We start from the raw sequence: 26,493 nt of genomic DNA, 5'->3' as shown, positions 1-26,493 counted from the left end.
GCTTATGGCAACAGCGTCGCCAATATCTGGAGAATGACCCAGCCCGGTGTTTCGCTTTGGCTGGTCGTCGTGGTCGGTTTATTGCCTTCTGGGCTGGCGCTTTTGAGCGGGTTTTCGCCATTTGCTGCCATGTAGCTCAAGCTATGTTGCGCTTCCGGCAGCCCCTGGCCCGCTGCCTTGCGGAACCATTTGGTGGCCTGGCCGATATCCTTCGGCACGCCGTCGCCACTATAATACATGGAGCCGAGGCCGTACTGGGCGCGGGCGTTGCCTTGCTCTGCGGCTTTGCGGAAGAAATCAGCCGCCTGCCCATAGTCCTTGGGAACGCCGCTGCCGTTGTAATAGAGATAGCCGAGGGCATATTGACCTCCCGCGCTGCCCTGGTCGGCCGCCTTGCGATACCAGGCTGCCGCCTGACCTTTGTCCGGCGCCGTGCCTTGACCCTTGTCATAGATATAGCCGAGCGCATATTGCGCGTCCGGATGGCCTTGTTCGGCCGATTTGCGGTACCATTCCAGCGCCTTGCCGTCGTTCTTGGAAAGGCCGCGGCCGTCGGTATACATGGTGGCAAGGGCGTATTCGCCCTCCGCGTCGCCTTGAGCAGCGGCCTTGCGGTACCATTCGACAGCGACGTTGTCGTTAACCGGCACACCCTTGCCGTTGGCATAGAGGTAGCCGACGGCATACTGCGCATCGGCGCGGCCCTGATCGGCCGCCTTGCGATACCATTGCAGCGCCAGCTTGTAATCCCGGGGAACGCCGAGGCCGTTGGCGAAGCTGTAGCCAAGCCCGTATTGCGCATCGGCACGGCCCTGCTCGGCGGATTTCTTGTACCAGGAATAGGCCTGACCATCGTCCTGATCGACACCCCGGCCATTGGTGTAGGCATAGCCGAGGGCGTATTCACCCTGGGGGTCGCCCTGATCCGCTGATTTTTGATACCAGTCGATCGCCAGGCTTTGGTCCGCAGCCGTGCCAAGACCTTTGTCGTACATGTAGCCAAGCGCATATTGCGCATCGGCGCGACCCTGATCGGCCGCCTTGCGATACCAGCCGAGCGCGATCGCATCGTCCTCGCGCACACCGAGGCCATGCCCATACATGTAGCCGAGCGCATATTGCGCCTGTGCTTGGTCCTGGGCGGCGGATTTCTGATACCAGCCGACCGCCTGCTCGTTATCGACATCCTTGCCGCGGCCGTTGGCATAGGAATAGCCGATGGCGTACTGCGCGTCGGCATAGCCATGTTCCGCCGCCTTGCGATACCACGTATTTGCTTCTTTCAGGTCCTTATCGACGCCGAGGCCGTTGGAATACATGTAGGCGAGGGCGTATTCGGCCTGCACGTTTCCCTGCGCGGCGGCCTTTCGATACCATTGCACCGCCTGCGCGTCGTCATGCTCCACGCCCTGGCCCTTGGCGTAACGATAGCCGAGGCCGTATTGGGCGGCTGCATTGCCGTCCTTTGCGAATTGCACCCAATATTTCAGCGAGATCGAGGTGTCGCCAGGCGTCGGCGCGGGATCTTCGGCATGGGCAAGTGGCGCGAGCGAAAGGGCTACCGCCAGTCCAAATGCCAATCTTCCGATTTTCAAAACTTATTCTCCCCGCCTGCGCGCTGAAGCGCAATCGATCTGAACAATATGGCGATGTCTTGGCCGCTGGCTGCAACGCCTGGGGACGATGGTTGTTTTCTCGCTGCCAATCAGATGCAGATCCCTGCCTCTATCCCGGCAGGACATCGTAGAGCCGGAAGATCCAGGTGATCTGATAGATCAAGCCGATCGTCACGAAGGCGGCCTGGAAGCGCCTGTTGGCGGTGATGGCGGCGATAATGCAGAGGACGATGTAGACGACGTTGCGGGTCGGGTATTCCCAGCCAAGCGATCGGAAATAGGTCTCCCCCTTGAGCAGCGTGTCGATGAGATCGACGGCATAGGTGACGGCGAGCAGGCCGAAGAACCAGCGGCGGCGGGAGATGAAATATTCCTCGAAGCCGCCATAGTCCTCGATCGAGGGCGGGTTTAGCAGCACGCAGAGGAAATAGAACAGGCAGCAGAAGCAGATGAGGAAGAGGTAGACGCCGAAGCTGATCTCCGCGACGGAATGCAGCCGATATTCCCACCACCAGAAATGGATGATGAACAGGAACATCGACAAGACCCAGCCGAGATGGACGAGATAGACGCGGTTCTTGCCGGGCGCCTGCACGAAGCCGGCGAGCCGCGTCAGGAGCTGGGCGAGGGCAAGGCCAATGACCATGCTCATGACCGTCCTGATATAGACGTAAACCTCGGGCGTCCGTGCGGCTTCCATCATCCTGTCAGCTCTCCGCGGGAACCGGTTTCGGCGCGCCGTTCTCGTCGAGCGCGACCATGATGAATGTCCCGGCGATAACCTTCTCCATCTGGTTATAGCGCGAACGGTGCGCCCAGGCTTCGACGACGAGCGTGATCGAGGTACGGCCGACGCGTTCAATCTCGGTGTAGACGCTCAGCGTATCGCCGATCTTTACCGGCAGCTCGAACGCCATCTCCTTGACGGCGGCGGTGACGACGCGGCCGCGCGCGCGCTCGGCGGCGCGAATACCGCTTGCCAAGTCCATCTGCGCCATGACCCAGCCGCCGAAGATATCGCCGGCGGGATTGGCATCGGCGGGCATGGCCAGCGTGCGCAGGGTCAATTCGCCTCTCGGCTTGGGGCTGTCGTTCATTCACTCGCTCCTATCGATCAAGGCTTGATTCCGGCGAGTAGCCTACGCAATCGGGCCGGGATGGGAAAGCTGCCTCAACATGTCGTCACCAGGCAATCGTGCCCGAGGGTGACCTTTTCCAGCACGCCTCCCGCAATTCGCGGCCACCCCACCGGATGTCCCTCATGGGCGGTAAGTATTCATTCACCGTTTTTATTTAATCTTCGTAAGTGTTGTCGGCCGTGGCTGGGGCAGCGAGAGCGGATCCGAAGTATGGCGTATTTATCCTTTCTAAGGCGCACGGCGCTGCCTTTGCTGTTGTCGTCGGCGCTGGTCGCCTGCACGGCCGACAGCCTGGTGCCGCCGTCCGGCATCGACAGCAGCCGCGTAAGCTCGATCAAGCCGCATCGCAGCGTGCAGTCGCGGCAGTTCACCTATCAGGGTGGCCAGGCGCCCGTGAACTCAGCGTCCGCCAACTATGCCAACACCTACGATTCCTCCGGCAACCCGCAAGCTGTGGCCAGGCAGGGCCGCCTGCCGACGAACGGCAGTGATGAGGCCGTGACCACCACGGATGTCGAGCAGGGTCTTGCGCAACAATCGAATGCGCAGTCCCAGGGCGTCAACATGGATGCCGAACTCGGCGTCGGTCCAAGCGAGGAGGCGCAGTCCGGATCGGTCGTTGGGCTGGCGCAGGAAGAAGAGCAGAACATAGCCGAAGGGCAGACCGATCAGCCTGTTGTCGACGGCATCGGTTCCGACGCGCCGGTACAGACCAACCGCTCCATCATTCAGCGTCCATCCGCGCAGGCCGAACTCAACCAGTCGCCGATCCGCCGGCAGCAGCCGGATACGCAGGTGGCAATGTTGCCTCGCGTCGACAATCCGATGCCGCGCATCGACCGGCAGATGGAGGCGCCGCAGTCATCGCCGGGCGCCATGCCGGCTTCGGAAATCGCCTGCCGGCAAGAGTTGCAGCGCATGGGTGTCGTTTATACCGACAAGCCGTCGATCTCGAATGGCCCGGCCTGCCAGGTTCCTTACCCGGTTTCGCTGAGCGGCCTCTCGGGCAATATCGCCGTCAGGCCGGCGGTGACCCTGAATTGCCAGGTGACGCTTGCCTTCGCGAAATGGGTCAAGAACGAATTGGCACCGGCGGCGCGCACGCGCTACTGGTCAGGCATCGGCACGATCGTTCCCTTGGGGGGCTATTCCTGCCGGCGAATGAACAATAGCCGGCAACGCTACAACCCAATGTCGGAACATGCCCATGGCAACGCCATAGATGTCGGCACCTTCGTCCTGAAAAACGGCCATGTGATCGATGTGCGCAAGAAGGGGCTGTTCTCCTTCCGCGAAGGGCGGTTGCTGAAGGCGGTGCGGAGCGACAGCTGCCGCTATTTCGACACCGTGCTCGGCCCCGGCAGCAATCCCGAACACTGGAACCATTTCCACTTCGATCTCAGGGATCGCAAGGGCGGGCGACGTTATTGCAGCATGTAATGGCCGGTTTGCTGGGATAAACGCGGTTTACCTATGAAGGGAATCGCAGTTAACTGCGGCTCGCTAAATTAGGAGACTCATCCGATGGAAGACGTTCCGAGAAGGAAGAGTAGCTTTGGAAGGGCGCTGGTCGCTGCCCTTGTTGCGATTGTTCTCGTGATCGGCGGCCGCTGGTATGCCTATGTCGCCTATGCGGATGATCCGTTCGATGAAGTCGGCATTGGTCTCAACACGATGATGCCAGGTCCGATCCGCGAGAAGGGCTGTGCGATGCTAAAGGCACGTTTTGAAAACAAGACGTTGCCGCCGGCCGGTTGCGGCGTGAACGGCAGCTGGTGATCCGCGGGCCTTTCGATGCTTGATCGGTACTTAGCCGGCAAAAAAGAAAAAAGCCGGCACGAAGGCCGGCTATAGTGGCGCTCAGCAACGACAGGGGATCTTTGCTGGCTCCGGAAAAAAACTATATCGCGCAATGACGCATGAAATATGGATACGAGGGCAATCAGTCTTCAAGTATCATCGGCGCTGACGCTGTCACCAAGAGGCGTTGGGCGGGGTTGCGACAACCGTTGCTCACCTAAGCAAACATATGCCCGACGAAAGTCACGGTTTGATGACAACTTATTCGTTTAGGCGAACGCACTGTTCCGTCATGCGGGATGGTAAAAGCCTGTTCCCGGCTATATAGCGGGCAAACGCCGCGAAAATAATCACAAAGCCGGACTTTGCCTGCATCATGGCCCCGATCATTTCCATCCGTAGTCTCACCAAGACCTATTCCAACGGGTTTCAGGCGCTGAAGGGTATCGACCTCGATATAGAACGGGGTGAAATCCTGGCACTGCTTGGACCAAATGGCGCCGGCAAGACGACAATGATTTCCATCGTCTGCGGCATCGCCAATCCGAGTGGCGGCACTGTGATCGTTGGCGGTCATGACGTGGTGACGGCGTTTCGTGCCACGCGCGCAATGATCGGACTGGTTCCGCAGGAGCTGACCACCGACCTGTTCGAGACGGTATGGAACACGGTGAGCTTTTCACGCGGCCTGCACGGCAAGAAGCCGAATCCGGCTCACATCGAGCGGGTTCTGCGCGACCTGTCGCTATGGGACAAGAAGGACAACATGCTGCGCCAACTCTCCGGCGGCATGAAGCGGCGTGTACTGATCGCCAAGGCGCTTTCGCATGAGCCCGAGATCCTCTTTCTCGACGAGCCGACGGCGGGTGTCGACGTGACGCTGCGCAAGGATATGTGGCACGTCGTCGAGCGGCTGCGTGCCAATGGCGTCACCATCATCCTGACGACGCATTACATTGAAGAAGCCGAGGAGATCGCCGACCGTGTCGGCGTTATCAATGGCGGTAAGCTGCTGCTGGTGGAGGACAAGAAGTCGCTGATGGCCAAGCTTGGCCGCAAGCAGCTTATCCTAGATCTGGCGGAGCCGCTGGAATCTGTTCCGACCTGTCTCGATGGCAACGGCCTGTCGCTGGGGCCGAACGGCATGACGTTGATCTACGATTTCGATGCGGAGCACGAGCAATCCAGCATCGCGGTGCTGCTGTCGCGCCTGGCGGCCGAGGGTATTCATTTCAAGGACCTGTCGACGCGGCAGAGCTCGCTCGAGGACATCTTCGTATCGCTGGTAGGAGAGAGCAAATGAACTTCGAGGCGGTCAAAGCCATCTATGGTTTCGAGATGGCGCGCACGCGCCGTACGCTGTTGCAGAGCGTCGTCTCGCCGGTCATTTCGACGTCGCTCTATTTCATCGTCTTCGGTGCCGCGATCGGTTCGCGCATCCAGCAGGTTGAGGGCGTCTCCTACGGCGCTTTCATCACGCCGGGGCTGATCATGCTGACGCTGCTCGGCCAGTGCATCAGCAACGGCTCCTTCGGTATCTACTTCCCGAAATTTTCCGGCACGATCTACGAGATTCTGTCCGCGCCCGTCGCCATGACGGAGATCGTGCTCGGTTATGTCGGCGCGGCCGCGACCAAGGGCATGCTGATCGGGCTGATCATCCTGCTGACGGCCAATTTCTTCGTCGATATCACCATCGAACATCCGTTCATGATGATCCTGTTCTTCGTGCTGACGGCGGTGACCTTCAGCCTGTTCGGCTTCATGATCGGCATATGGGCCGGGAATTTCGAGCAGCTCAATCTCATTCCCATGCTGGTCGTGCCGCCGCTGACCTTCCTTGGTGGCAGCTTCTATTCCATCAACATGCTGCCGCCCTTCTGGCAAGCGGTCAGTCACCTTAATCCGGTACTCTATCTCGTCAGCGGCTTCCGGTGGAGCTTCTATGGCATTGCCGACGTCAACCCGGTGTTGAGCCTTGCCATGATCACGTTTTTCCTCGTCATCTGCCTTGCGACCCTTTGGTGGATATTCAAGACGGGATATCGGTTGCGGAACTGATTGGCGGAACATTTTTCCCGCAAACATGACTGTTGCAATCGCTGTTCTCGCGGCTCATAAACTCGGCGCCGATACAGCAGGCGGAGCAGGATGGTAGGTCATCGGGAAGCGGGGGCGAGATGACGGCCATGCAGCATGCCTGGGCATCCAAGTCGATCCTTTCTGCAGGTGTTCCATGCCCACAATCCCCCAGCGCCGTTCACTGCCAGACGTTCTCTCGCGCCTCGATCGGCTGACCAATTGGGAGCGCAAACCGCGCGGGGAAATGCGTGTCGGGCTGGAGCCCATGCTCGATCTCATGCAGCGCCTGGGCAATCCCCACCAGAGTTTCCGTGCCATCCATGTCGCCGGCACCAAGGGCAAGGGGTCCGTCTGCGCGCTTGCCGCCGCCGCCTTGCTGCGGGCGGGATGGCGGGTTGGCCGCTATGCCTCGCCACATGTCGATCGTGTGAACGAGCGTATCAGTGTGATGGGTCAGGAGGTCGAGGACGACCGCTTGGCGGAAGCGCTGGAGAAGGTGCTGGACAGCTACGAAGCCGCAAAGCGGGAGGCAACGCCGGGCGAGGACGCCACCTGGTTCGATGTGATAACGGCCGCCGCTTTTGTCGTGTTCAAAGATGCGGGTCTGGATTGGGCCGTTGTCGAGGTCGGGCTCGGCGGGCGACTGGACTCCAGCAATGTGGTCTTCGGCGAAGTTGCCATTGTCACCAATATCGAGCTTGAGCATACGGAAATTCTTGGGAGTACGCGCGAGGCGATCGCCGGCGAAAAGGTCGGCATATTGAAGCCTGGCGCGACGCTTGCCACTACGCTCCTTGCCACCGACGCCGCCGGTCGTGTCTTGCAACAGCGTGCCGATGAACTCGGTTGTCGCGTGCTGCGCACCGACATCGCCGATGATGCGACGATCGCGGACAAGAATGCTGCGCTGGTCGGCCTGGTTCTCGATCATCTGGGACAGCAGGGCGAATGCGTGCGCGAGGGCACCGAGACCGGCGCGCCAATCGGCGCGTGGCTGCTCGATCAGTCGGTCAGGGACAATGCGCGTCTGCCAGGGCGAATGGAGCGGTTTGCCTTCACACTTCCCTCCGTGTCGAATACCGCGCGGCGCGTGGTGCCGATGGTGATGGACGGCGCGCATGTTCCGTTCAATATCGAGGCTGTCCTGCGCGATATTGCCCGCTCTTCCGATTTCAGCGGCCAATGCGTCGCCATCGTCGCGCTGGCGTCCGACAAGGATGCTGAGGGCTTCCTCACGGTCCTGTCCCGATCCGTGGCCTATGTCGTCTTTACGGAAGCGTCCGGGTCCGGTCGCTCTCACCCCGCCGATGAATTGGCAACACTGGCAACGTCCATGGGGATAGCCTGCGAAGCCGAGCCTGATCCGCGCAAGGCGCTGGACCGGGCTGCGATGAAGATATCGGAAGATGATGGCTGGATCCTCGTGACCGGGTCGCTCTATCTGGTGGGAGCGCTGCGAGGCGCCGTGCTGGAAGGTGCCGGTTGACGATGGAAATCACTATTCGGCCAGCCGTTCCCGAGGATGCTGCGGCCATAGCCCGCCTGCATCTTGCGGTCTGGCGGGAAACCTATCGGGAGCTGGCCACGCCCGATGCCTTTCGCATCATGGATGAGGCTTTCCGGCGAGCGAGATGGACGGCCACATTGTCCGAACCGGGCCCTGATCAGCTGGTGCTTCTCGCCGAGCAGAACGGGCGTTTGGTTGGCATTGGCGCGGCCGGCGCGCCGTCATTGGCGCTTTTCGAGGGGCGGGGCGAGATACGATCGCTCTACGTCGATCCCGCCATCAAGCGTCAGGGCGTCGGTCGCCGCCTCATGCGCGAACTGGCGCTGCATCTGGCGGCTTTGGACTATCCCGGCGCGGCGCTCGGTGTCGTCGTCGGCAACGATCCGGCAATAGCGTTTTATCAGTTGCTCGGTGGGCGAATGACCGGGCATTACACTGATCCCGGCCCGGTCTGGCGATCCGAAAACATCATCTTCGTATGGGATGACCTGACGTTACTGATGTAGCGTCGCACCAGCTGTTATTCGCTGACGGTCTTTCTCCGCGGCGCCATCGTCATGGCCATTACGCCGATGATGACGCAGACAAGGCCGATGCCAGCCGTCTGGGTCAGAGGCTCCCCAAGAAAGACGACGCCGATGGCCACACCGATCGGGACGCGCAGATAGGCCTGCGCGGTGGTGCCGATCGAGCCGAGGGTTTGGATCAGCCGGAAATAGATCGAAAAGGCAAGCGCAGTCGACAGGATGGCGAGCGCCAGGAGTGCCAGGATCGATGCCGTGGAGGGCGCGAGCGTCCATGGCCGATCCACGACAAGGCCAACCGGGATGAGGATGACGGCGCCGCAGAGTAGGGAACCGACGGCGGGCATCATCGGATCGAGGCCCTTGAAATTGCGGCCGAACAAGGCGGCTCCCGCATAGCAGACCGAAGCGAGCACGACGGCGAGCTGCGCGGGCAATTGCCGACCGAAGCCGTTCAAGGCGTCGAAGCCGATGATGAGGCAGATACCTGCCAATCCCATGGCGATGCCGAACAGCTTGTATGCGGTGACGCGCTCGTTGCGCAGCAGTATGGCAGCAAGCAGGAAGGTGAAGATCGGTGTGGTGGAGTTCAGGATGGTCGCCAGGCCGGCATCAACCGTACGTTCGGCCCAGGCGATCAGCGTGAAGGGAATAACGCTGTTGAGGCAAGCCTGAACGAGGAAGCGACGCCATACCGCCGGATCTCTCGGCAGGCTGAGCCCTCGCCAGCGGATAATTGCAAATAGCACGCCACCGGCAATAAGCGTGCGTGCTGCGATAAGGGTGATCGGTGGGATCGTCGCCACACCGATCCGGATGAACGTGTAGGAGGCGCCCCAGAGGGTCGCGAGCATCAAAAGGAGCAGAAGCTCCGTCGTGGCGTTGGTTTTGGTCTGTGGCATGACGACTGAACTTTCGGGATCGATATTGGGATATAGCCGTCATCCCTAGCGTGCATTCGGCCCGCAATGCTTCGGGCCTCATCGAACTATTACCGTCAATCCCGCAGCCGCAATTCGTCAGTCTGCATCTGCATCGATCCCAGTGTCTCAAGGAAGCTCATGCCGAGCAGGCTCTGGTCGAGCTTGCCTTCCTCGGCGACGGTCGCCTTGACATCGCGACGCACGATCGGGCCGATGGCGACAGAGCCGAGTTCGACGGGGGCGGCTCTTGCCCGGCCGTTGGCGGTGATCATGGTCATGGAATAGGTGAGGTTTTCCGGGATGATGCCGACGCGCTCTGCGTCCTCCCGCGACAGCGCGATGGAGCTGGCACCGGTGTCGACGAGCATGTCGATCGGCTGGCCGTTGATCATCACCTGCGCCTGAAAATGGCCGTTTGAGAGCTTGTGGAGGATGACCTCCTGGCCGCCCTCGCTGGTGGTGACGACGACTGCATGTCCGGGCACCAGGCCGGCGAATAGCCGGCTGCCGACCTCCTGGGCGTCGCGCCGGTAAACATAGGCGGTCGCCAGCGCCATGATGATCACCAGCCAGACCAGCAGATTGCGCAGCGACTGGCTGACGGTTTGGCGGCTTGCCCAGATGCCTGCAGCCATCATGAGCGAAAGGGGCAGCAGGTAAACGATGCGGGCAAAATCGTCATTGGGCAGGCCGAAGGTCATGCCGCTATTATTGTTGAAGAGCAGGAGGGCAAGACCGATGCCGATAATAGCGAGGGCGATGTTCAGGCGGTTCATACGGCGCTGCGCTCCCGCGCCAGCCGTTGGCGGCGGGTTTCCCGGCGCGGCCTGCGCTCGACAGTCGCGAGACGGTCCGGCAGGACCTGCATGATATCAAAGCGTTCGGCGTCGCTATAGGTCATCCATCCGCCGATTTCCTCGCGCGTGCGCCCGCATCCGAAGCAATAGCCGGTGTTTAAATCGATGGAACAGACAAGAATGCAAGGTGTTAGCATAAAATCATATATCGATGCTTCAGACGCACATGGCAAGGGTGCAGAAAGCGGCGATCTCGCAAATCTGCTGCGCAGCGCCAATGGTGTCTCCGGTGTGGCCAGAAAGCCGTTGACGCACGCGCCGGGTGAAGAGAAATGCCGCCACTACTGTAACAAGAAGGCAAAGGACAAAGGCTGGAAGCCTGAGGCTCGGCCAGAGCAGAAAGGCCGAAAGTATCAGCGCGGCGATCAATGCGATTTGCATGGGGCCATAGTCCGGCTTGCCGGCTGACGCAGCAACCCCGTCCGGCTTGGCCGCCGGCAGGGCATACCAGTGCCAGACCATGGCGCCGCGGCTCAAGACGGCAGCGGCCGGAATGGTCAGCGCCGCGTCGAGGGGAGCGAGACCGCGGCCGATAGCGGCAAGGGCGGCAGCGCGCAGTCCGAAGGAGAGGATCAGCGCCACCGCGCCATAGGTGCCGATGCGGCTATCCTTCATGATGGCAAGCGCCCGGTCGCGATCCTTGCCACCACCCAGCCCATCGGCGGTATCGCTGAGGCCGTCCTCATGCAGTGCGCCCGTCGTTACCGTCTGGATGGCGAGCGCCAGAAGTGCCGCCATCAGCGGATCGGCATCGAAGGCCAGCAGCACGCCGAAGGTGATTGCGGCGGGCAGGGCGATCAGCAGGCCGGCGAGGGGAAAGGCACGCGATACGCGGGCAAGCTTGCCGTCATCGCCCTCGAAGAAGGACGCGGGCACGGGAATGCGGCTCAAGAAAGCCACGGCGCGGGCGACGTCGCTCGTATATTCCCGAATATTCATTCTCGCACCGTTATTCCCGCGACAGCATCGGGCGCTTTTTGCAGTTGTTCGCGCCCGTGCCGAAGACTAATAGAGTCGCACGCAAAAAACCTGATTTGAGACCAAAAGACAAGGAACGGCATTCATGAGCGTTACCGGCCTGCCATTCGACGATTTCCGCACTCTGCTGCGCGACCTCCCAGGCCCGGATCCCCGAGCGCTGGTTGCGGCGCGCGAGCGCGACGCGCAGCTCACCAAGCCGCCGGGTGCGCTCGGCCGCCTTGAGGAGATTGCCTTCTGGCTCGCGGCTTGGACTGGCCGAGCGCCGGCCGTCACCCGCCCGCTCGTCGCGATATTCGCCGGCAATCACGGCGTCACCAAGCAGGGCATCACGCCGTTTCCGCCGTCGGTGACGCAGCAGATGGTGGAGAATTTCGCCGCAGGCGGTGCCGCGATCAACCAGATCTGTGTCACCTATGATCTCGGCCTGAAGGTGTTCGATCTGGCGCTCGATTATCCGACCGGTGACATTACGGAAGAGCCGGCGCTTTCCGAGCGCGACTGTGCCGCGACCATGGCCTTCGGCATGGAGGCGATCGCCGGCGGCACGGATCTGCTCTGCATCGGTGAAATGGGCATCGGCAACACCACGATCGCAGCCGCCATTCACTACGCGCTCTATGGCGGCACGGCGGCGGAATGGGTCGGCCCCGGAACCGGCTCGGAGGGCGAGATGCTAAAGCGCAAGATCGCCGCTGTCGAAAAGGCCGTAGCGCTGCATCGCGAGCATCTCTCCGATCCGCTGGAAGTGCTCCGTCGCCTCGGCGGCCGCGAGATCGCGGCCATGGCCGGCGCCATTCTCGCTGCCCGCATGGAGCGTATCCCTGTTATCATCGACGGCTACGTGGCAACCGCAGCTGCCTCGATCCTCAAGGCCGCTAATCCGTCCGCTCTCGATCATTGCCTGATCGGCCACGTCTCGGCGGAGCCGGGGCATCTGAAAGCGATCGACAAGCTCGGCAAGACACCGCTCCTGGCGCTTGGTATGCGGCTCGGCGAGGGCACGGGCGCGGCCCTTGCCGCAGGTATCGTCAAGGCCGCTGCCGCCTGCCATTCCGGCATGGCGACCTTTGAGAGCGCTGGCGTTACCAACAAGCACTGACGGATAAAATAGCGAGGCGCGACGATTGCGCGCCTCGCCTCCAAAATTCCGTCCGACTTTCGATTTATGTCATAAAGCCGTAACAAATTCTGGGGCCGACTCAGTGGTCGGCTTGCCTTGGCGATGACGAGACTGTATTCGCAAGGCAGCTAAATTGCAGTCAGGACTGCGCGGACAGGGCGAAGATGGCCGAGTTTTCGAAATCAGCGGTAACCAAGGAAACAGGTATCCGACATTTTTTTGCCGCTGCCAGCTATTCTTGGGGTGGCTTTCAGCGCCTGCTGCAGGAATCCGCTTTCCGGCAGGAACTCCTGTTCGCAGGGGTCGCCTTGATCCTGTTGATCGCGGTCGGCGCGACGCTTGGCGAAATCATGATTGCCGTCGTGCTGTTTCTCGGCGTTTTCGCGGTCGAAGCGATGAATACCGCGGTTGAAGAAGTGATCGACCGGATTTCGCCTGAGATTTCCAATGTCGGCAAGCATGCGAAGGATCTGGGATCCTTTGCCGTTTTCTGCATGCTCGTCGCGTCCGGCCTCTATCTGCTGTACACCATCGGCTACCACCTGTTTTTCCGCTAGTCGTCTACGGCTCAAGTGTCAGGCAAAGCTTTTCTTGCGGCGTTCGACCGACGGCGCGTCCTCGACGGCCGGCAGGCTTTGCAGCACGCGCTTGGCTGGCAGGATGGCGATGACCTCGGTGCCTTCGCGCAGCTTGGATTTCAGCATGAACTGACCGTCATGCTTGGCAAGGATCGCCTGCACGATCGGCAGGCCGAGGCCCGTTCCTTGTTCCGCGCTCTTGATGGCGATCGAACCCTGACCGAAAGCGGACAGAACCACCGGTATTTCTTCTTCGGGTATGCCGGGTCCATTGTCCCTGATTGCCACATACTGCCCACCGCCGGAAGTCCAGCCGACCTTGACGGTGATCTCACCGCCCTGGGGCGTGAATTTTACGGCATTGGACAGGAGATTGAGGATTACCTGCCGGATGGATTTCTCATCGGCCCAGACGGAGGGTAGCTGTAGCTCAAACTGTGGCGAGATGGAGATATTCTTGCCGCGAGCGCGCAGCTGCACCATGCCGATGCAATCCTCCGCGACATCCAGCAGCGAGATCGCCTCTTCGTTCAGCTCGTATTTGCCGGCCTCGATGCGCGAAAGATCGAGGATCTCGTTGATGAGATTGAGCAGGTGCTGTCCGGAGCGATGGATATCGGTGGTGTATTCGCGATAGGTGGCGTTGTTGAGCGGCCCCATGACCTCAGCTGACATGACCTCGGAGAAGCCGAGGATAGCGTTCAACGGGGTCCTGAGTTCATGCGACATCGAGGCCAGGAAGCGTGATTTGGCGAGATTGGCCTCTTCGGCGCGGCGGCGGGCCTCATCCGACATCGATTTGGCGACCTCGAGCTCGGCGATCAGGTCATCCTTCTCCGATTGGAAGGAGAGGATCTTCAGGTTGGACTGAAACATCCGGTTGGTGATGAAGGTGAAGAAGATAGCGGCGACGGTGACTGCGGCGGCAAGCGTGATATCGAGAGGGTCACGGGTCAGTGTCGCCTTGACGGCAAGGGCGACGATTGCCGGGGCGAAGGCGAAGGGCACCGCACGCGGCAGCATGAAATTCGCCATGGTGGTAATACAGATCGCCACCAACAGCGCCGCGCCCTTATAGAGCACGAAGCTGTCGCCACCGCAGGCGGAGCAGTCCTGCATGGCGAAGAACGCCCAGCAAAAGCCGATGAAGAGTTGGCCCAACAGCAGGATCTGGCGCCATTTCCTGGCGCGCCCGACGGTCATCTCGTACTTCTTCGCACGGCGGCCAAGCAGCATGTTGACGGCATGCATCGTCAGGGTCGGAATGGCCCAGATGAAGATTTGCGCGTCGCGGGTAAGGTAGGCGCCGAGGGCCGCGACGATGATGACGAAGATCGGCATGACCGAGGCGCCCTGCAACAGGGTGTCGACATGCATCATCATCAGTTCGCGGTCGAAACTCCGGCTATGGCCGGATTGCAGGCGCTCGCGCGTCTGCCGCACGGCCTTCGACACAGCCCGGTTACGGTGACTGCGCGATCGGTCGACGATGATTTTATCTGTCGATGTGCTGACGCCGGTACTCATGGTTGCGTTGAAACTTGGCTTGCGGAAGGCTACAGACTAGCGGTCAAATCTTAAGAAGATGCTGCCTGAAATGTTTTGTTTGCCATCTTTACCAAGGGTTTGTTCGTGAAGGAGGCAAAAGCGTGACGCGATCTGGGCGCCTGTTTCGTGACGGCGTAACGACGTTCGCCCTGCTGGTGTTGCTCGGTTTGCTGGCGCTGAAGTTGAACAATCGTCCGGAACTGGTTCAAACCGGACGATTTTACGTCGTCGATGGTGACACACTCGCTCAAGGCGGCGAGCGTTTTCGACTGCGTGGCATCGATGCACCGGAGTATCGGCAGCAATGTCAGAGCAACAATGCAGGCTGGGCCTGTGGTGAAGAGGCGCGCAGAGCCCTTGATCGGCTTATGAAGGCGGGTTTGCCCGAGTGCCGGGGTAGCGAAAAGGACCGTTACGGCCGGCTGCTGGTCACCTGCAGAGCCGGCGATGTCGATATCAATGCCGCGATGGTCCGCAGCGGCATGGCTGTATCCTATGGCGGCTATGCAGCAGAGGAGGCTCAGGCGCGGCAGGCGAAAGCCGGGCTTTGGGCCGGCGATTTCGAACGGCCGCGCGACTATCGGCGCGAGGAGCAGATGGAACATGTTTCCGACGGTGACCCGCTTGGCGGACTGGCCGATTATCTGCGAAAGCTGGTGGGATGGGGTCAATGACGATGCCGGGCGATGAGTTGCAGGCGTTGCGCGATGCAATCGCCCTCTGTCGTATCTGTCGCGACACGCCGATGCGCGGCGAGGCATATCGGTTGCCGCATGAGCCGAGGCCGGTGGCGGTGTTGTCGGCGACGGCGCGCATCCTGATCGCCGGGCAGGCGCCGGGGCTGCGCGTCCATGAAAGCGGCCTGCCGTTCAATGACGCATCCGGCGACCGGTTGCGGCAATGGCTGGGCGTCGGCCGCGACAGCTTCTACAATCCCGATCGTTTCGCCATTGTCCCGATGGGCTTCTGTTTTCCGGGCTATGACACAGCCGGCAGCGATTTGCCGCCGCGCAAGGAATGCGCGCCGCTCTGGCGGCAGAGGACGCTGGAGGCGATGCCTCAGATCGAACTCGTTCTCGCCATCGGGCAATATGCACAAGCCTGGCACCTCGGCGCGGCGCGGATGGCGTCGATGACCGAAACCGTTTCGGAATGGCGGCGCTACCTTCTGACCAATCGGTCGCCGGCCATTCTGCCGCTGCCGCATCCAAGTTGGCGCAATAGCGGTTGGCTGAAGCGCAATCCCTGGTTCGAGGCGGAGTTGCTGCCGGTGTTACAAGAACGTGTGAAAATCCTCGTTTCTTGAAACAAGTTTCTTTTCTTTCGCCAAAAACGCGCTATAGAGAGAATATAATTCGAAAGGATAGCCGAAATGGATCGTCTCGACCGCAAAATCCTGCGCCTGCTGCAGGAAGATTCCACTCTGGCCGTGGCTGATCTTGCCAAGAAGGTCGGGCTGTCGACGACACCATGCTGGCGCCGTATTCAGAAGATGGAAGAGGATGGCGTCATTCGCCGTCGCGTCGCGCTGCTCGATCCGGAAAAGGTCAACACCAAGGTTACCGTTTTCGTCTCGATCCGCACCAACAGCCACTCGATCGAATGGCTGAAACGTTTTTCCGAAGTGATCGCCGACTTCCCGGAAGTGGTCGAATTCTATCGCATGAGCGGCGATGTCGACTATCTGCTGCGCGTCGTCGTTCCGGATATCGCCGCCTATGACGCTTTCTACAAGCGCATGATCGCCAAGATCGAAATCCGTGACGTCTCCTCGGCCTTCGCGATGGAGCGGATCAAGTATTCGACGGAACTGCCGCTGGACTACATGCTGCTGGATACCGCGAAGTCGCAGGAGGACTAAGCGCCACATTTGCAATGGCGCTTAGTAAAGAACGGCGGACTAAATTACTTCCTGTCCAGCCGCGCCAGCAGCGACGAAGTATCCCAGCGATTGCCGCCCATGGCCTGGACGTCGCCGTAGAATTGATCGACGAGTGCGGTTAGCGGAAGCTTGGCCTCATTGCGGCGGGCTTCCGCCAGCACGATGCCGAGATCCTTACGCATCCAGTCGACGGCGAAGCCGAAGTCGTATTTGTCGGCATTCATGGTCTTGTGGCGGTTTTCCATCTGCCAGGAGCCGGCCGCGCCCTTGGAGATGACGTCCACGACCTTTTCAATGTCGAGGCCGGCCTGCTTGCCGAAATGGATGCCTTCCGCAAGCCCCTGGACGATGCCGGCGATGCAGATCTGGTTGATCATCTTGGTGAGCTGGCCCGCGCCGACCGCGCCCATCAGGCCGACCATGCGGGCATAGGCGTCGATAACGGGCCTTGCCTTTTCGAATACGGCCTCGTCACCACCGCACATGACGGTCAGCACGCCATTCTCTGCGCCGGCTTGGCCGCCGGAGACGGGGGCATCGATGAACTCAACGCCTTTTTCCTTGGCTGCCGCATGGAGTTCGCGGGCGACTTCGGCGCTTGCCGTCGTGTTGTCGATCAGGATCGCACCGGCCTTCATGCCCGAGAGCACGCCGTCCTTGCCGATCGTTACCGAGCGCAGGTCGTCGTCATTGCCGACGCAGGTGAAGACGAAATCGGCGCCTTCGGCAGCCGCGGCGGGGGTGGAGGCATACTTGCCGTCATACTGCTTGGCCCAGGCTTCCGCCTTGGCGACGGTGCGGTTGTAGACGGTGACGTCGTGGCCACCCTTGGTCTTTAGATGCCCTGCCATGGGATAGCCCATGACGCCCATGCCGATGAAAGCGACCTTTGCCATTCGCGAAACTCCCTTACGAATTTTGACAAAAGGCTTAGCGGAAAGGCGAGGGGGACGGAAGACCGATTTGTCGGCGAACTTGTCTCGGTCTCATTCGCATTGGAAGATAATTCCTCATATTCGTCATTTCTCGAAATCGAATTTCGCTACATTCACGGAAATTCACAATATCAGATGTCGATATAATCCATGGATTTGCAATTCTTAGGGCATCAATAGCAATGCCGGTGGCAACGGGACGCGTCCCGGTCCGGTGGGAAAGGGACTTTTCATGATCTCGCGCAGACAGACACTCAGCCTTCTCGGCGCCACGGCCGCCGCCCTGGCGCTGCCTTCCATACGGTCGGCGCGTGCTGCCGCTGCAACCACCTTTCGCATAGGCTGGCAGAAGAACGGTGTGCTGGCGCTGGCCAAACGCAAGGGCTCGCTGGAAAAGCTGCTTGCCGGTCGCGGCATTTCTGTCGAATGGTCCGAATTCACATCCGGTCCGCCGCTGTTGGAAGCGCTGGGCGCCGGTGCGCTCGATTTCGGCGCGACAGGCGATGTGCCTCCGCTGTTCGCGCAGGCCGCCAACGGCAATCTGCTCTATGTGGGTCAGTACTCGGGAAGCCCGGAAGGTTCGGCCATCCTGGTGCGCAAGGATTCGCCGATCCAGACGCTTGCGGACCTCAAGGGCAAGAAGCTGGCCTTCAAACGCGGGTCGAGCGCTCACAATGTCGCCGTAAAGGCGCTGCGCAAGGGTGGCCTGACTGTCGACGACGTCCAGGCGCTTGATCTCGCGCCGCCGGATGCTTCCGCTGCTTTCAAGACCGGCGCGATCGACGCCTGGTCGATCTGGGATCCCTATCTCGCTATCGCAGAGGCCGATCCGGACACCCGTATCCTGACGACGGCGCGAGGCCTGCTCGATTCCTACAGTTATTTCCTGGGAAATGCAGATTTCACCAAGGACAATCCGCAGGTCATCGTGGATGTGCTCGAGGAGCTCGCCAAGGTCGGCACTGCGGCGCAGACCAATCTTGACGATACTGTTGCAGCCCTTTCGGAGATCACCGGCGTGCCGGCCAATATTACGCGGGTGACACTGACGCGGCCTGATTTCAATCTTGGTGCCGTCTCGACCATCAACGACGCAGCCATTGCCTATCAGCAGGGGCTGGCGGATGCGTTTTACGACCTCGGGATCGTTCCGAAGAAGCTCACCATCACCGATATCGTCTGGCGGCCGAAAGCGAGCTGAGCGACGAAGGCTTACTCGTCCCAACTGATATGACCGCGCTCGAAAGATGACGGGCGCGGCTCGTATCGCGGAAAAATATTCCGCGAGATGGCCAGTAATAGAAAATCTGCATTGTCGATATAATCGGTAGTCTATGCCACTATCCCTTGGAAGCTCCGAGGGACATGCTCCCGATGACACGCGCCCAGAAGACAGGGAAACACTATGACCAAGACTGCCAAACCCATCGACTTCCTGTGGTTCATTCCGACCTCCGGCGACGGCACCTATCTGGGCTCGACCGATCTCAACCGCGGGCCGGAAATCGGCTATCTCACGCAGATCGCCCAGGCGGTCGACAGGCTCGGTTTTTCCGGCGTGCTGCTGCCGACGGGCGTCTCCTGTGAGGAGTCGTTCATCACGGCTGCCGCTTTGTCGGCGCACACTCAGAAGCTGAAGTTCCTGGTGGCCATCCGCCCCGGCACGGCATCGCCCGCCTATTATGCCCGTCTCGCCTCGACGCTCGATCGCGTTTCGAATGGTCGCGTGCTGCTCAATATCGTTGTCGGCGGTAGCCCGGCCGAACTGGCGGGTGACGGCATTCATCTCGAACATGACGAGCGCTATGCCCATGCCGACGAGTTCTTCACTGTCTGGGAAGAGCTTATGGAGAAGGGCTCCTCGACATTTAAGGGCAAGTATATCACGGCGACCAACGCAAGGCTTGGCCTGCCGCCGGTGCAGTCGCCGCGCCCGCCGCTTTATTTCGGCGGCTCGTCGGACGCCGGCATCGACTTCTCGGTTGGCCGCGTCGACAAGTATCTGACCTGGGGCGAGCCGCCGGCACAGGTGGCCGAGAAGGTCGAGAAGGTGCGCGCTGCCGCCGCCAAGAAGGGTCGCGAAGTCAGCTTCGGCATCCGCCTGCATTTCATCGTCCGCGAGACGGATGAAGAAGCATGGGCCGCCGCCGACCGGCTGATCTCGAAGCTTGATGACGAGACGATCCGCGAAGCACAGGAGCAGTTCGTCAACCAGTCCGACTCTGTCGGCCAGAAGCGCATGGCAGCCCTTCACGGCGGTCGTCGCGACAAGCTCGAAGTTTCGCCGAACCTCTGGGCTGGCGTTGGTCTCGTGCGCGCCGGTGCCGGCACGGCGCTCGTCGGTTCGCCGCAGACGGTGGCCGCAAGGCTCCGCGAATATCAGGATATCGGCATCGAAACGGTGATCGGCTCCGGCTATCCGCATTTGGAAGAGGCCTATCGTGTCGCGGAACTGCTGTTCCCCGAAATCGGACTCTCCCGCGAAGAGCAACGTGCCGGCTTCCGCAACGAATTCGGTGCAAAGCAGATCTTCGCCGGCGGTAGCCATGGCGGCAATCTGAAAGTCGTTTCCGGCTCTTAACGCGAACAATTCAGGGAGATTCTCATGTCGACATTCGACACGTCCTTCGTCCGCGTCGCCGCGCAAAGCCGGGCTCGCCCGGCAAAGCAGGCGCGGCCGGTCATCTCCCTGGAGCGGTTTTTGCCTTTCCTGCTGCCGGCCGTCGTCATAGCGGCTTGGCAGCTTGGCTCGTCGGTTGGCTGGATCTCCACGCGCATCATGCCGTCGCCGGCCGCTGTCGTGCTTGCCTTCTGGCAGACGACGATCTCCGGGCAATTGCCGCATAATATCCTTGTCAGCGCCGGCCGCGCCTTTGCCGGCCTGCTGGTTGGCGGCTCGATCGGCTTCCTGCTCGGCATCGCCAACGGCGTGTCGCGACTGTCGGAGAAGCTCACCGATACGACGCTACAGATGCTGCGCACCATTCCGCATCTGGCGATGGTGCCGCTGGTCATTCTCTGGTTCGGGATCGGCGAGGAATCGAAACTGTTCCTGACGGCCCTTGGCGTGCTCTTCCCGATCTATCTCAACACCTATCACGGCGTTCGCAATGTCGATCGTGGCCTCATCGAGATGGGCCGGGTCTATGGCATGAGCAACTGGACGCTGTTCAAGAAGGTAATTTTCCCCGGCGCCCTGCCGTCAATCCTCGTCGGCCTGCGTTTCGCGCTCGGTATCATGTGGTTGACGCTGATCGTGGCGGAATCGATCGCCGCATCCTCGGGCATCGGCTACATGGCCAACAATGCCCGCGAGTTCGGCATGACCGATGTCGTGGTGTTGACGCTGGTGATCTACGCCGTGCTCGGCAAGCTTGCCGATGTCGTCGCCCGGGCGCTGGAGCGCAGGGCTTTGCGCTGGAACCCGGCCTATCAGAATTGAGGATGCATCCATGACATCAACCGCATTGGAACGTGTTCAGCAGGGCTCCTCCGGAAGTGCTCCGTTGCAGACGGGTGCTGCCGCCATCCACATCAAGGGCCTGGAAAAGAGCTTTGACAATAATCGCGTGCTGCGTGGCATCGATCTCGATATTCCCGCCGGCCAGTTCGTCGCCGTCATCGGCAAGAGCGGTTGCGGCAAGAGCACGCTGCTGCGCATCCTGATGGGGCTGGATGAGCCGACTTCGGGCCATCTGCGTTTCGAGACCACTGACGCGAATGACGCGGCACCGAATGCCCGCATCGTCTTTCAGGAGCCGCGATTGCTGCCTTGGCTCTCCGTTGCCGACAATGTCGCCGTTGGTCTCGGCGAGGGGCTGCCGCAGCAGGTGGTACGGTCCGAAACCGCGGCTGTGCTTTCCGAAGTGCAGCTGGCGGAAAAGGCCGGCGAATGGCCGTCGCGGCTTTCCGGCGGTCAGCGGCAGCGCGTGGCGCTTGCCCGCGCATTGGTGAGCAAACCCGGCGTCCTGGCGCTGGATGAGCCTCTGGGCGCGTTGGACGCGCTCACCCGCATCAGCATGCAGGAACTGCTGAACCGGGTCTGGCGCGAGCTCGGCTTTACCGCCGTGCTCGTGACGCATGACGTCAGCGAGGCCGTGCATCTGGCCGATCGCGTCGTCGTGCTGGACGAGGGGCGGATCGTGCTCGATATCGCCGTTCCCCATCCGCACCCCCGCCGCCATGGCAATCCGGCGCTTGCCGAACTCGAGGGACAGTTGCTGGCTGCTATCCTCGGGGATGCCAAGGCAGGCTAATTTGGCCGGGTTTCGTCGCCTTCGACATAGAGGCGCAGATTGTCGAAGCCCATTTCCGTGCCCATCAGCCGCGAACCGTTGTCGCCATAGCCGTCGAGAAAAACCACCTGTTCGGTGAAGAGCATTCGCGTACCGGCTGATTCCGGTGCGAAGGCGACGGTGGCGAGCGACACGGAGATGCGCTTGTCGTCGAGCATCATGTCGAAAGCGTAGATGATGCGCTCGTTGGGCACGATGTCGATATAGCGGGCCTGATAGGCGTGCACCACGCCGTCCGTCGACGCAATGCGGTTGCTCTCGCTGCCGCCGGGGCGGAAATCGAGTTGATATTCCAGCGGTGTCCATTCCCCGTGGCAGGAAAACCATTGGCGCTTGTTCTCGGCCACTGCCCAGGCGCCGAAGACGCGCGGTAGGGGTGCCTTGAAATGCCGCTCTATGGTGAGCGTCGTATGTTCCGTCGATCTTCCGGTCATTCTGTTATCGTCTCCGTGGACGTATCGGCCAGAAACTGATCCAGCCGGTCGAAGCTTCTGTTCCATCCCGCCTTGCGCTCTGTGATCCAGTGCTCGACCGATGCAAGCGCCTCCTTACGCAGATGGTAGGTCCGCACCCGTCCGGATTTTTCCGACAGCACCAGACCGCTGCTTTCCAGTACCTGCAGGTGTTTCATCACGGTCGGCAGCGCCATGGCGAATGGCTGTGCCAGCTCCGTCACCGAGGCGGGACCGTTGCCGAGACGGTCGATCATGCCGCGTCGGCTCTGATCCGACAGGGCCTGGAACATCCGGTCGAGTGCCAGGGGTTCCTCAAGCATGCGGGTGTTCCGGCCGGAACTGCGGGGGCAGCTTTTCATGATAGGGATAGAAATGGAAATAGGGCCTCGCCTCCTCGAGCACGCGGGCGAAGGACGGACGCCCGAGCAGGCGCTGGTAATATTGTTTGAGCCGGACATGCTGTTCGCCGAAGGGCACCAGCGTTTCGGCGTAGAACAGCGCCGGGGCTGCGGCGCAATCGGCCATCGTCAATGCCTCTCCGGCGATCCAGGTTTTTTCGCCCAGTTGCTGCTCGATCATGCCATAGGCGGTGCGCAACAGTGTTTGCGCCTGCTCGACGCTTTGAGGATCGTGTGCGCCTTCGGGACGACGCTTGGCGGCAACGATCGCCTGCATCGGCTCCTGGACATAGAGATCGAAGAAGCGATCCCAGAGGCGGACGCAGAGCGCGTCCGTCGGATCGGGCGGCAGCAGGGGCGTTGGGCCGGGATAGTGTCGGTCGAGATATTCGATGATGATGCTGGTTTCCGGAACGGTGCTGTCGAGTGCCTCGTCGCGCAGGACTGGGAATTTCCCGATCGGCCACAACCGGAGCAGGGAGGCGCGCGAATCCACGTTGCCGAGATCGATAATGCGGCTCTCGAACGGCGTACCGTTCTCGTAGAGTGCCATCAGGACCTTGTGACAGAAGGAGGCAAGGGGATGCTGATAGAGAATAAGGGACATGCGGAGACCTTTCCCACATCGTGGCGTCGTACTAAAACTTAACCGAATGGCTAAGTAACAGATCGGCGCTGATCGGGCAAGAAATAGTTATCCAATTGGATAACTATTCCGGATGTCCTGAGAGGAGCGTCTTATTCCGCGACGAGGCGCGCGATGATCAGATGGCCCGGCGTCGGCTGGCCGTCTTCCATGCGGACATTGATATCGGTGATCTCGACCAGCTCGAAGCCGGTCGCCTTGAGACGTTCCTGCACGTAGCTTTCGGCATGGGCGAAGCGTTGATGCGGGCCGACCATATAAGGGCGACCAGCAAGCGCGCTGTCCGACAAGGTCTCGGAGGAGAAGATGAAGAGACCACCCGGCGTCATGTTGTCGGCGGCGCCGAAGAACAGCGGTTCCAGCGCACCAAGATAGGGCAGGACGTCGGTGGCGGTGATCAGGTCGAAAGGTTCCTCGTCGTTATCGTCAAGGAAGTCCTCGACTTCGGCGACGAACAGCGTCTCGTAGAGGTCTTTTTCGTGGGCGACTTCGACCATGTTCTCGGAGATGTCGATGCCGGTGATGTCCTCGACGATATCGCGCAGCGTGCCGCCGGTCAGCCCTGTGCCGCAGCCGAGATCGAGCATGCGCTTGAATGGGCCGAGACCGAGGGCCTGCAGGCGCTGGCGCACGAGAACCGGAACGTGATAGCCGAGCTGCTCGACAAGTACGTCCTCGAAGACTTCTGCATGCTGGTTGAACAGGGTTTCGACATAGGCGTCGGGCGCCTTCACCGGCGTTTCGCCGCGGCCCATCGAGGCGATGCGTACAGCCGCGCCGCCATGGTCGTCGGGATCGATCGTCAGCACTTGCTGATAGGCCTTGACGGCGGCATCGATGTCGCCGGCCTTTTCCAGCACGAGCGCGCGGTTATAGGCTTCCGCCAGCGCGTCTTCGTCGATCTTCTTCTTAGCCATGGGACACCAGCCTTTCCGTTTGTCAGGCAGGCCTTAAGGCGCTTCAATGGCTTTTGCAAATAGTTTGGGGCTTTTGCAAATGGTTTGGCAGCCAGCGTTAGTGCAGGATGAACTCTCCCTTCAGCGCGCGCCATTCCGTCGCCGAGATCAGCTTGCGATGGACATAGCGCACCGAGTGCAGCGGTCCGTCCAGCTTTTCCTGCCAGAACTTCAGGAAGCCGCGCATCTCAGGAAAGTTGGGAGCGAGATCGTAGTCCTGCCAAATATAGGTCTGTAGAAATTGAGGATGATCGGGCAGGCGATAAAGGATCTGCGCCGTGGTCAACCCGTAGCCTTGCAACTGCTTTTGCATGTCGTCGTGCATGAGGTCTCTCTTTCTGTTTCCACTACCTTCCGTGACAGATGGTCACGGATAAATGGAAGCACTTCAAGGTAAACCTATGCTTTATAAAAGTGTCACGAAAGAAAATTTATTCACAGAAATCAATGTGATAGCAGCCCATCAGGATGAGTGCTGCCAAAAGGGCGGGTGGCACCGGAAGATGCCACCGCAATCGGATCAGCGCTTCAGATGCCGTGTCAGATAGCCTTCCATGCGAGCCCAGCCATTGCGCATGACTTCGACGATCGAAAGATAGAAAATCGCCGCCCACAGATAGGCCTGGTAGTCGTAGGTCTGCGAGAAGGCGTAGCGCGTCTCTCCCATCAGATCATAGACGGTGATGATGGAGACGGTTGCCGAGCTCTTGATCAGCAGGATGATCTCGTTGCCGTAAGGGCGCAGCGCCACGATCAAGGCTTGCGGCATGATGACCTTGTAGAAGGTCACAAGCTTGTGCAGGCCGAGCGATGCGGCCGCTTCGCTCTGGCCGCGATGGACGCTCTGGATGGCGCCGCGCACGATTTCCGCCTGATAGGCTGCGGTGTTCAGCGTGATGGCAAACAGACCGCAATTGAAAGGATCGCGGAAGAACCACCAGAGACCGATATAGTCGAGGAAGCCGCGGGCCTGCGGAAAGCCGTAATAGACGATGAAAATCTGCGCCAGCAAAGGCGTGCCGCGAAAGAGATAGACGTAGCCATAGGTCAGGCTGTTGAGGATCTTGCTCTTCGACATTCGGGCGAGAGCGAGCGGAATCGAGAGTATCGCGCCGAGAATGAAGGAATATCCCACCAGGGTGACGGTGATCCAGAGACCGTGCAGGAAACGCGGGCCGAACTTGAAGAACTTTGCGTTATCCCAGTTGGTGATCATCATCGTGATCAAGGCGATGCCGAGCAGCGCCCAGATGAACAGGAATAAATAGCCGACAATGCGGGATTTGGAGATGCGCTTCATCGTCTCCGGCGGTGCCGGCTGCGCCGGGATCAAAGCTTCAGCATAGCTCATCGGCGAAACTCCGCACGCTTGGCCCAGCGATCGAGGTAGGACAAACCAGCTGAGGAGATGATGGCGAGTACCAGATAGAGGGAGCAGGCAACGGCATAGAAGAAGAACGGCTCCTTCGTCGAGCGCACGGCTAGGCCCGTCTGGCGAACGATATCGGCGAGCCCGATGATCGAAACATAGGATGTGTCCTTCAGCAGGTTCATCCAGAGGTTCCCGAGATTGGGGAGTGAAATGCGGATCAGCTGCGGCAGGATGATGAGACGCATCGTGCGGACGCGATGGAAACCGAGCGCGTCGCCCGCCTCATACTGACCCTTGGGGATAGCCCTGAAGGCCGATAGCAGCACTTCCGAGCAATAGGCTGAAAAGACGATCGAAAGGGCGATCATACCCGCAACGAAGGCATTGATCTCGACCGGTCCCTCGTAGCCGACATATGCGAGCGCCGTTTGCAGCAGGATCTGCATGCCGTAGTAGATGATGAAGAGGGTCAGAAGCTCCGGCAGGCCGCGGAAAATGGTGGTGAACACCCCGGCAGCTAGCCGCAGCGACCTTTCTTCGGATTGCTGCGCCAATGCGACCAGGAAGCCGACGATCAGGCCGAGGGGCAGTGTCAGGACTGCCACCGTTATGGTGACCCTGAGGCCGCCGGCGATCTCGTCGCCCCAACCGGTATCACCGCATGCAATTACGGTGTTCTGGCCGAACAGGGTGAAAAGCCCGACCGGGCCGCACAGCGGATCGAAAATATTACTCAGCCAAGCCCATAGAGAGCCGAGCGCGGAAAACAATCCGCCCATACCATAATTCCCCTCACGGCTTGTGCCGTGTTACTCTTCTTTAGTCGTTGTCAAACAAAAACGGCGGAAGGGCAAGCTTCCGCCGTCATCTTTTCCCAAG

31 protein-coding genes are annotated in these 26,493 nt (G+C 60.5%); 15 read left to right on the top strand and 16 right to left on the bottom strand.

From position 1 onward, the window contains the following. Nucleotides 1-2: 2 nt before the first annotated feature. From PMI03_RS19525 to PMI03_RS19515, 3 genes are all read right to left on the bottom strand, one after another. The gene (locus PMI03_RS19525) at nt 3-1,595 is read right to left on the bottom strand and encodes a tetratricopeptide repeat protein (RefSeq protein WP_007696596.1); all 1,593 of its coding nucleotides are present in this window, start codon (nt 1,593-1,595) and stop codon (nt 3-5) included. Between the two features lie 130 nt (nt 1,596-1,725). Further along, nucleotides 1,726-2,316, bottom strand: coding sequence for a hypothetical protein (locus tag PMI03_RS19520; protein WP_039974406.1), 591 nt, complete (start codon nt 2,314-2,316; stop codon nt 1,726-1,728). Nucleotides 2,317-2,323: 7 nt separating this feature from the next. Then, on the bottom strand, nt 2,324-2,713 hold the full coding sequence (locus PMI03_RS19515; RefSeq protein WP_007696590.1) for an acyl-CoA thioesterase: 390 nt from the start codon (nt 2,711-2,713) through the stop codon (nt 2,324-2,326). 252 nt (nt 2,714-2,965) lie between these two features. Between PMI03_RS19515 and PMI03_RS19510 the strand changes: the two genes are divergently transcribed. From PMI03_RS19510 to PMI03_RS19485, 6 genes are all read left to right on the top strand, one after another. After that, nucleotides 2,966-4,195: an extensin family protein gene (locus PMI03_RS19510; RefSeq protein WP_007696587.1), complete on the top strand. Its 1,230-nt coding sequence runs from the start codon at nt 2,966-2,968 to the stop codon at nt 4,193-4,195. An 84-nt stretch (nt 4,196-4,279) separates the two neighbouring features. Continuing rightward, nucleotides 4,280-4,534 (top strand): hypothetical protein, encoded by a 255-nt coding sequence (locus PMI03_RS19505; RefSeq protein ID WP_007696584.1) that lies wholly within the window; start codon nt 4,280-4,282, stop codon nt 4,532-4,534. A gap of 397 nt (nt 4,535-4,931) precedes the next feature. Next, entirely contained in the window at nt 4,932-5,858 is a 927-nt protein-coding gene (locus tag PMI03_RS19500) for an ABC transporter ATP-binding protein (RefSeq protein WP_007696580.1), read from the top strand. Then, entirely contained in the window at nt 5,855-6,616 is a 762-nt protein-coding gene (locus tag PMI03_RS19495; protein WP_007696576.1) for an ABC transporter permease, read from the top strand. The genes PMI03_RS19500 and PMI03_RS19495 overlap by 4 nt, the downstream gene beginning before the upstream one ends. 175 nt (nt 6,617-6,791) lie before the next feature. After that, nucleotides 6,792-8,123, top strand: coding sequence for a folylpolyglutamate synthase/dihydrofolate synthase family protein (locus tag PMI03_RS19490; RefSeq protein WP_007696573.1), 1,332 nt, complete (start codon nt 6,792-6,794; stop codon nt 8,121-8,123). Between the two features lie 2 nt (nt 8,124-8,125). Next, nucleotides 8,126-8,650: a GNAT family N-acetyltransferase gene (locus tag PMI03_RS19485; protein ID WP_007696571.1), complete on the top strand. Its 525-nt coding sequence runs from the start codon at nt 8,126-8,128 to the stop codon at nt 8,648-8,650. 14 nt (nt 8,651-8,664) lie between these two features. On the opposite strand, the gene PMI03_RS19480 is transcribed toward PMI03_RS19485, so the two are convergent. From PMI03_RS19480 to PMI03_RS19465, 4 genes are all read right to left on the bottom strand, one after another. After that, nucleotides 8,665-9,570 carry a DMT family transporter gene (locus tag PMI03_RS19480; protein WP_007696568.1) on the bottom strand — a complete coding sequence of 302 codons (906 nt, stop codon included), beginning with the start codon at nt 9,568-9,570 and terminating at the stop codon, nt 8,665-8,667. 95 nt (nt 9,571-9,665) lie between these two features. Beyond that, nucleotides 9,666-10,367 (bottom strand): TIGR02281 family clan AA aspartic protease, encoded by a 702-nt coding sequence (locus PMI03_RS19475; RefSeq protein ID WP_007696566.1) that lies wholly within the window; start codon nt 10,365-10,367, stop codon nt 9,666-9,668. Then, nucleotides 10,364-10,585, bottom strand: a complete 222-nt coding sequence (locus tag PMI03_RS19470; RefSeq protein ID WP_007696559.1) for a DUF1289 domain-containing protein — start codon at nt 10,583-10,585, stop codon at nt 10,364-10,366. The genes PMI03_RS19475 and PMI03_RS19470 overlap by 4 nt, the downstream gene beginning before the upstream one ends. A 19-nt stretch (nt 10,586-10,604) precedes the next feature. Beyond that, nucleotides 10,605-11,387, bottom strand: a complete 783-nt coding sequence (locus PMI03_RS19465; RefSeq protein WP_007696557.1) for an adenosylcobinamide-GDP ribazoletransferase — start codon at nt 11,385-11,387, stop codon at nt 10,605-10,607. A gap of 124 nt (nt 11,388-11,511) precedes the next feature. Here PMI03_RS19465 and cobT point away from each other — a divergent pair, with 124 nt between their 5' ends. Together cobT and PMI03_RS19455 are read left to right on the top strand one after the other, a co-directional pair. Further along, a complete protein-coding gene (gene cobT / locus PMI03_RS19460) occupies nt 11,512-12,528 on the top strand; it encodes a nicotinate-nucleotide--dimethylbenzimidazole phosphoribosyltransferase (RefSeq protein ID WP_007696556.1) in 1,017 nt (338 codons plus the stop codon). Nucleotides 12,529-12,713: 185 nt separating this feature from the next. Next, complete coding sequence (locus PMI03_RS19455) at nt 12,714-13,106, top strand: diacylglycerol kinase (protein ID WP_007696551.1); 393 nt, start codon at nt 12,714-12,716, stop codon at nt 13,104-13,106. A gap of 18 nt (nt 13,107-13,124) precedes the next feature. On the opposite strand, the gene PMI03_RS19450 is transcribed toward PMI03_RS19455, so the two are convergent. Next, the gene (locus PMI03_RS19450; protein ID WP_007696548.1) at nt 13,125-14,654 is read right to left on the bottom strand and encodes a sensor histidine kinase KdpD; all 1,530 of its coding nucleotides are present in this window, start codon (nt 14,652-14,654) and stop codon (nt 13,125-13,127) included. Between the two features lie 122 nt (nt 14,655-14,776). Between PMI03_RS19450 and PMI03_RS19445 the strand changes: the two genes are divergently transcribed. From PMI03_RS19445 to PMI03_RS19435, 3 genes are all read left to right on the top strand, one after another. Continuing rightward, complete coding sequence (locus tag PMI03_RS19445) at nt 14,777-15,349, top strand: thermonuclease family protein (protein WP_007696545.1); 573 nt, start codon at nt 14,777-14,779, stop codon at nt 15,347-15,349. Between the two features lie 2 nt (nt 15,350-15,351). Then, nucleotides 15,352-15,981: a uracil-DNA glycosylase family protein gene (locus PMI03_RS19440; RefSeq protein WP_309574434.1), complete on the top strand. Its 630-nt coding sequence runs from the start codon at nt 15,352-15,354 to the stop codon at nt 15,979-15,981. A gap of 66 nt (nt 15,982-16,047) precedes the next feature. Continuing rightward, on the top strand, nt 16,048-16,536 hold the full coding sequence (locus PMI03_RS19435; protein ID WP_007696539.1) for an Lrp/AsnC family transcriptional regulator: 489 nt from the start codon (nt 16,048-16,050) through the stop codon (nt 16,534-16,536). Between the two features lie 44 nt (nt 16,537-16,580). Here the strand turns inward: PMI03_RS19435 and PMI03_RS19430 are convergent, their stop codons facing one another. Then, nucleotides 16,581-17,453 carry an NAD(P)-dependent oxidoreductase gene (locus PMI03_RS19430; RefSeq protein ID WP_007696538.1) on the bottom strand — a complete coding sequence of 291 codons (873 nt, stop codon included), beginning with the start codon at nt 17,451-17,453 and terminating at the stop codon, nt 16,581-16,583. Between the two features lie 271 nt (nt 17,454-17,724). On the opposite strand from PMI03_RS19430, the gene PMI03_RS19425 reads away from it, so the two are divergent. From PMI03_RS19425 to PMI03_RS19410, 4 genes are all read left to right on the top strand, one after another. Further along, nucleotides 17,725-18,693: an aliphatic sulfonate ABC transporter substrate-binding protein gene (locus PMI03_RS19425; protein WP_007696534.1), complete on the top strand. Its 969-nt coding sequence runs from the start codon at nt 17,725-17,727 to the stop codon at nt 18,691-18,693. A gap of 204 nt (nt 18,694-18,897) precedes the next feature. Then, on the top strand, nt 18,898-20,073 hold the full coding sequence (ssuD, locus tag PMI03_RS19420; protein WP_007696532.1) for an FMNH2-dependent alkanesulfonate monooxygenase: 1,176 nt from the start codon (nt 18,898-18,900) through the stop codon (nt 20,071-20,073). Nucleotides 20,074-20,097: 24 nt separating this feature from the next. Continuing rightward, nucleotides 20,098-20,934, top strand: coding sequence for an aliphatic sulfonate ABC transporter permease SsuC (gene ssuC / locus PMI03_RS19415; RefSeq protein WP_007696529.1), 837 nt, complete (start codon nt 20,098-20,100; stop codon nt 20,932-20,934). A 10-nt stretch (nt 20,935-20,944) separates the two neighbouring features. Further along, nucleotides 20,945-21,748, top strand: a complete 804-nt coding sequence (locus PMI03_RS19410; RefSeq protein ID WP_007696528.1) for an ABC transporter ATP-binding protein — start codon at nt 20,945-20,947, stop codon at nt 21,746-21,748. Here the strand turns inward: PMI03_RS19410 and PMI03_RS19405 are convergent. The 7 genes from PMI03_RS19405 to PMI03_RS19375 all read right to left on the bottom strand — a co-directional run bounded on the left by PMI03_RS19405 (nt 21,745) and on the right by PMI03_RS19375 (nt 26,393). Further along, entirely contained in the window at nt 21,745-22,221 is a 477-nt protein-coding gene (locus PMI03_RS19405; RefSeq protein WP_007696526.1) for an SRPBCC family protein, read from the bottom strand. The two genes, PMI03_RS19410 and PMI03_RS19405, sit on opposite strands and share 4 nt — an antisense overlap. Next, nucleotides 22,218-22,562 carry a helix-turn-helix transcriptional regulator gene (locus PMI03_RS19400; protein WP_007696524.1) on the bottom strand — a complete coding sequence of 115 codons (345 nt, stop codon included), beginning with the start codon at nt 22,560-22,562 and terminating at the stop codon, nt 22,218-22,220. Before PMI03_RS19400 ends, PMI03_RS19405 begins: the two co-directional genes overlap by 4 nt. Beyond that, entirely contained in the window at nt 22,555-23,247 is a 693-nt protein-coding gene (locus tag PMI03_RS19395; RefSeq protein WP_007696521.1) for a glutathione S-transferase family protein, read from the bottom strand. The genes PMI03_RS19400 and PMI03_RS19395 overlap by 8 nt, the downstream gene beginning before the upstream one ends. Before the next feature lie 131 nt (nt 23,248-23,378). Beyond that, complete coding sequence (locus PMI03_RS19390; RefSeq protein ID WP_007696518.1) at nt 23,379-24,203, bottom strand: methyltransferase domain-containing protein; 825 nt, start codon at nt 24,201-24,203, stop codon at nt 23,379-23,381. Nucleotides 24,204-24,300: 97 nt separating this feature from the next. Then, nucleotides 24,301-24,567, bottom strand: coding sequence for an usg protein (locus PMI03_RS19385; RefSeq protein WP_007696515.1), 267 nt, complete (start codon nt 24,565-24,567; stop codon nt 24,301-24,303). 195 nt (nt 24,568-24,762) lie between these two features. Beyond that, nucleotides 24,763-25,593 (bottom strand): ABC transporter permease, encoded by an 831-nt coding sequence (locus tag PMI03_RS19380; RefSeq protein WP_007696513.1) that lies wholly within the window; start codon nt 25,591-25,593, stop codon nt 24,763-24,765. Then, complete coding sequence (locus tag PMI03_RS19375) at nt 25,590-26,393, bottom strand: ABC transporter permease (RefSeq protein ID WP_007696512.1); 804 nt, start codon at nt 26,391-26,393, stop codon at nt 25,590-25,592. The genes PMI03_RS19380 and PMI03_RS19375 overlap by 4 nt, the downstream gene beginning before the upstream one ends. Between the last annotated feature and the right edge of the window lie 100 nt (nt 26,394-26,493).

Origin of the sequence: Rhizobium sp. AP16, assembly GCF_000281735.1 — a bacterium.
GTDB lineage: Bacteria > Pseudomonadota > Alphaproteobacteria > Rhizobiales > Rhizobiaceae > Rhizobium > Rhizobium rhizogenes.
Note: the sequence above shows the minus strand (reverse complement) of the source record. Positions and strands in the feature narration are given on the sequence as shown.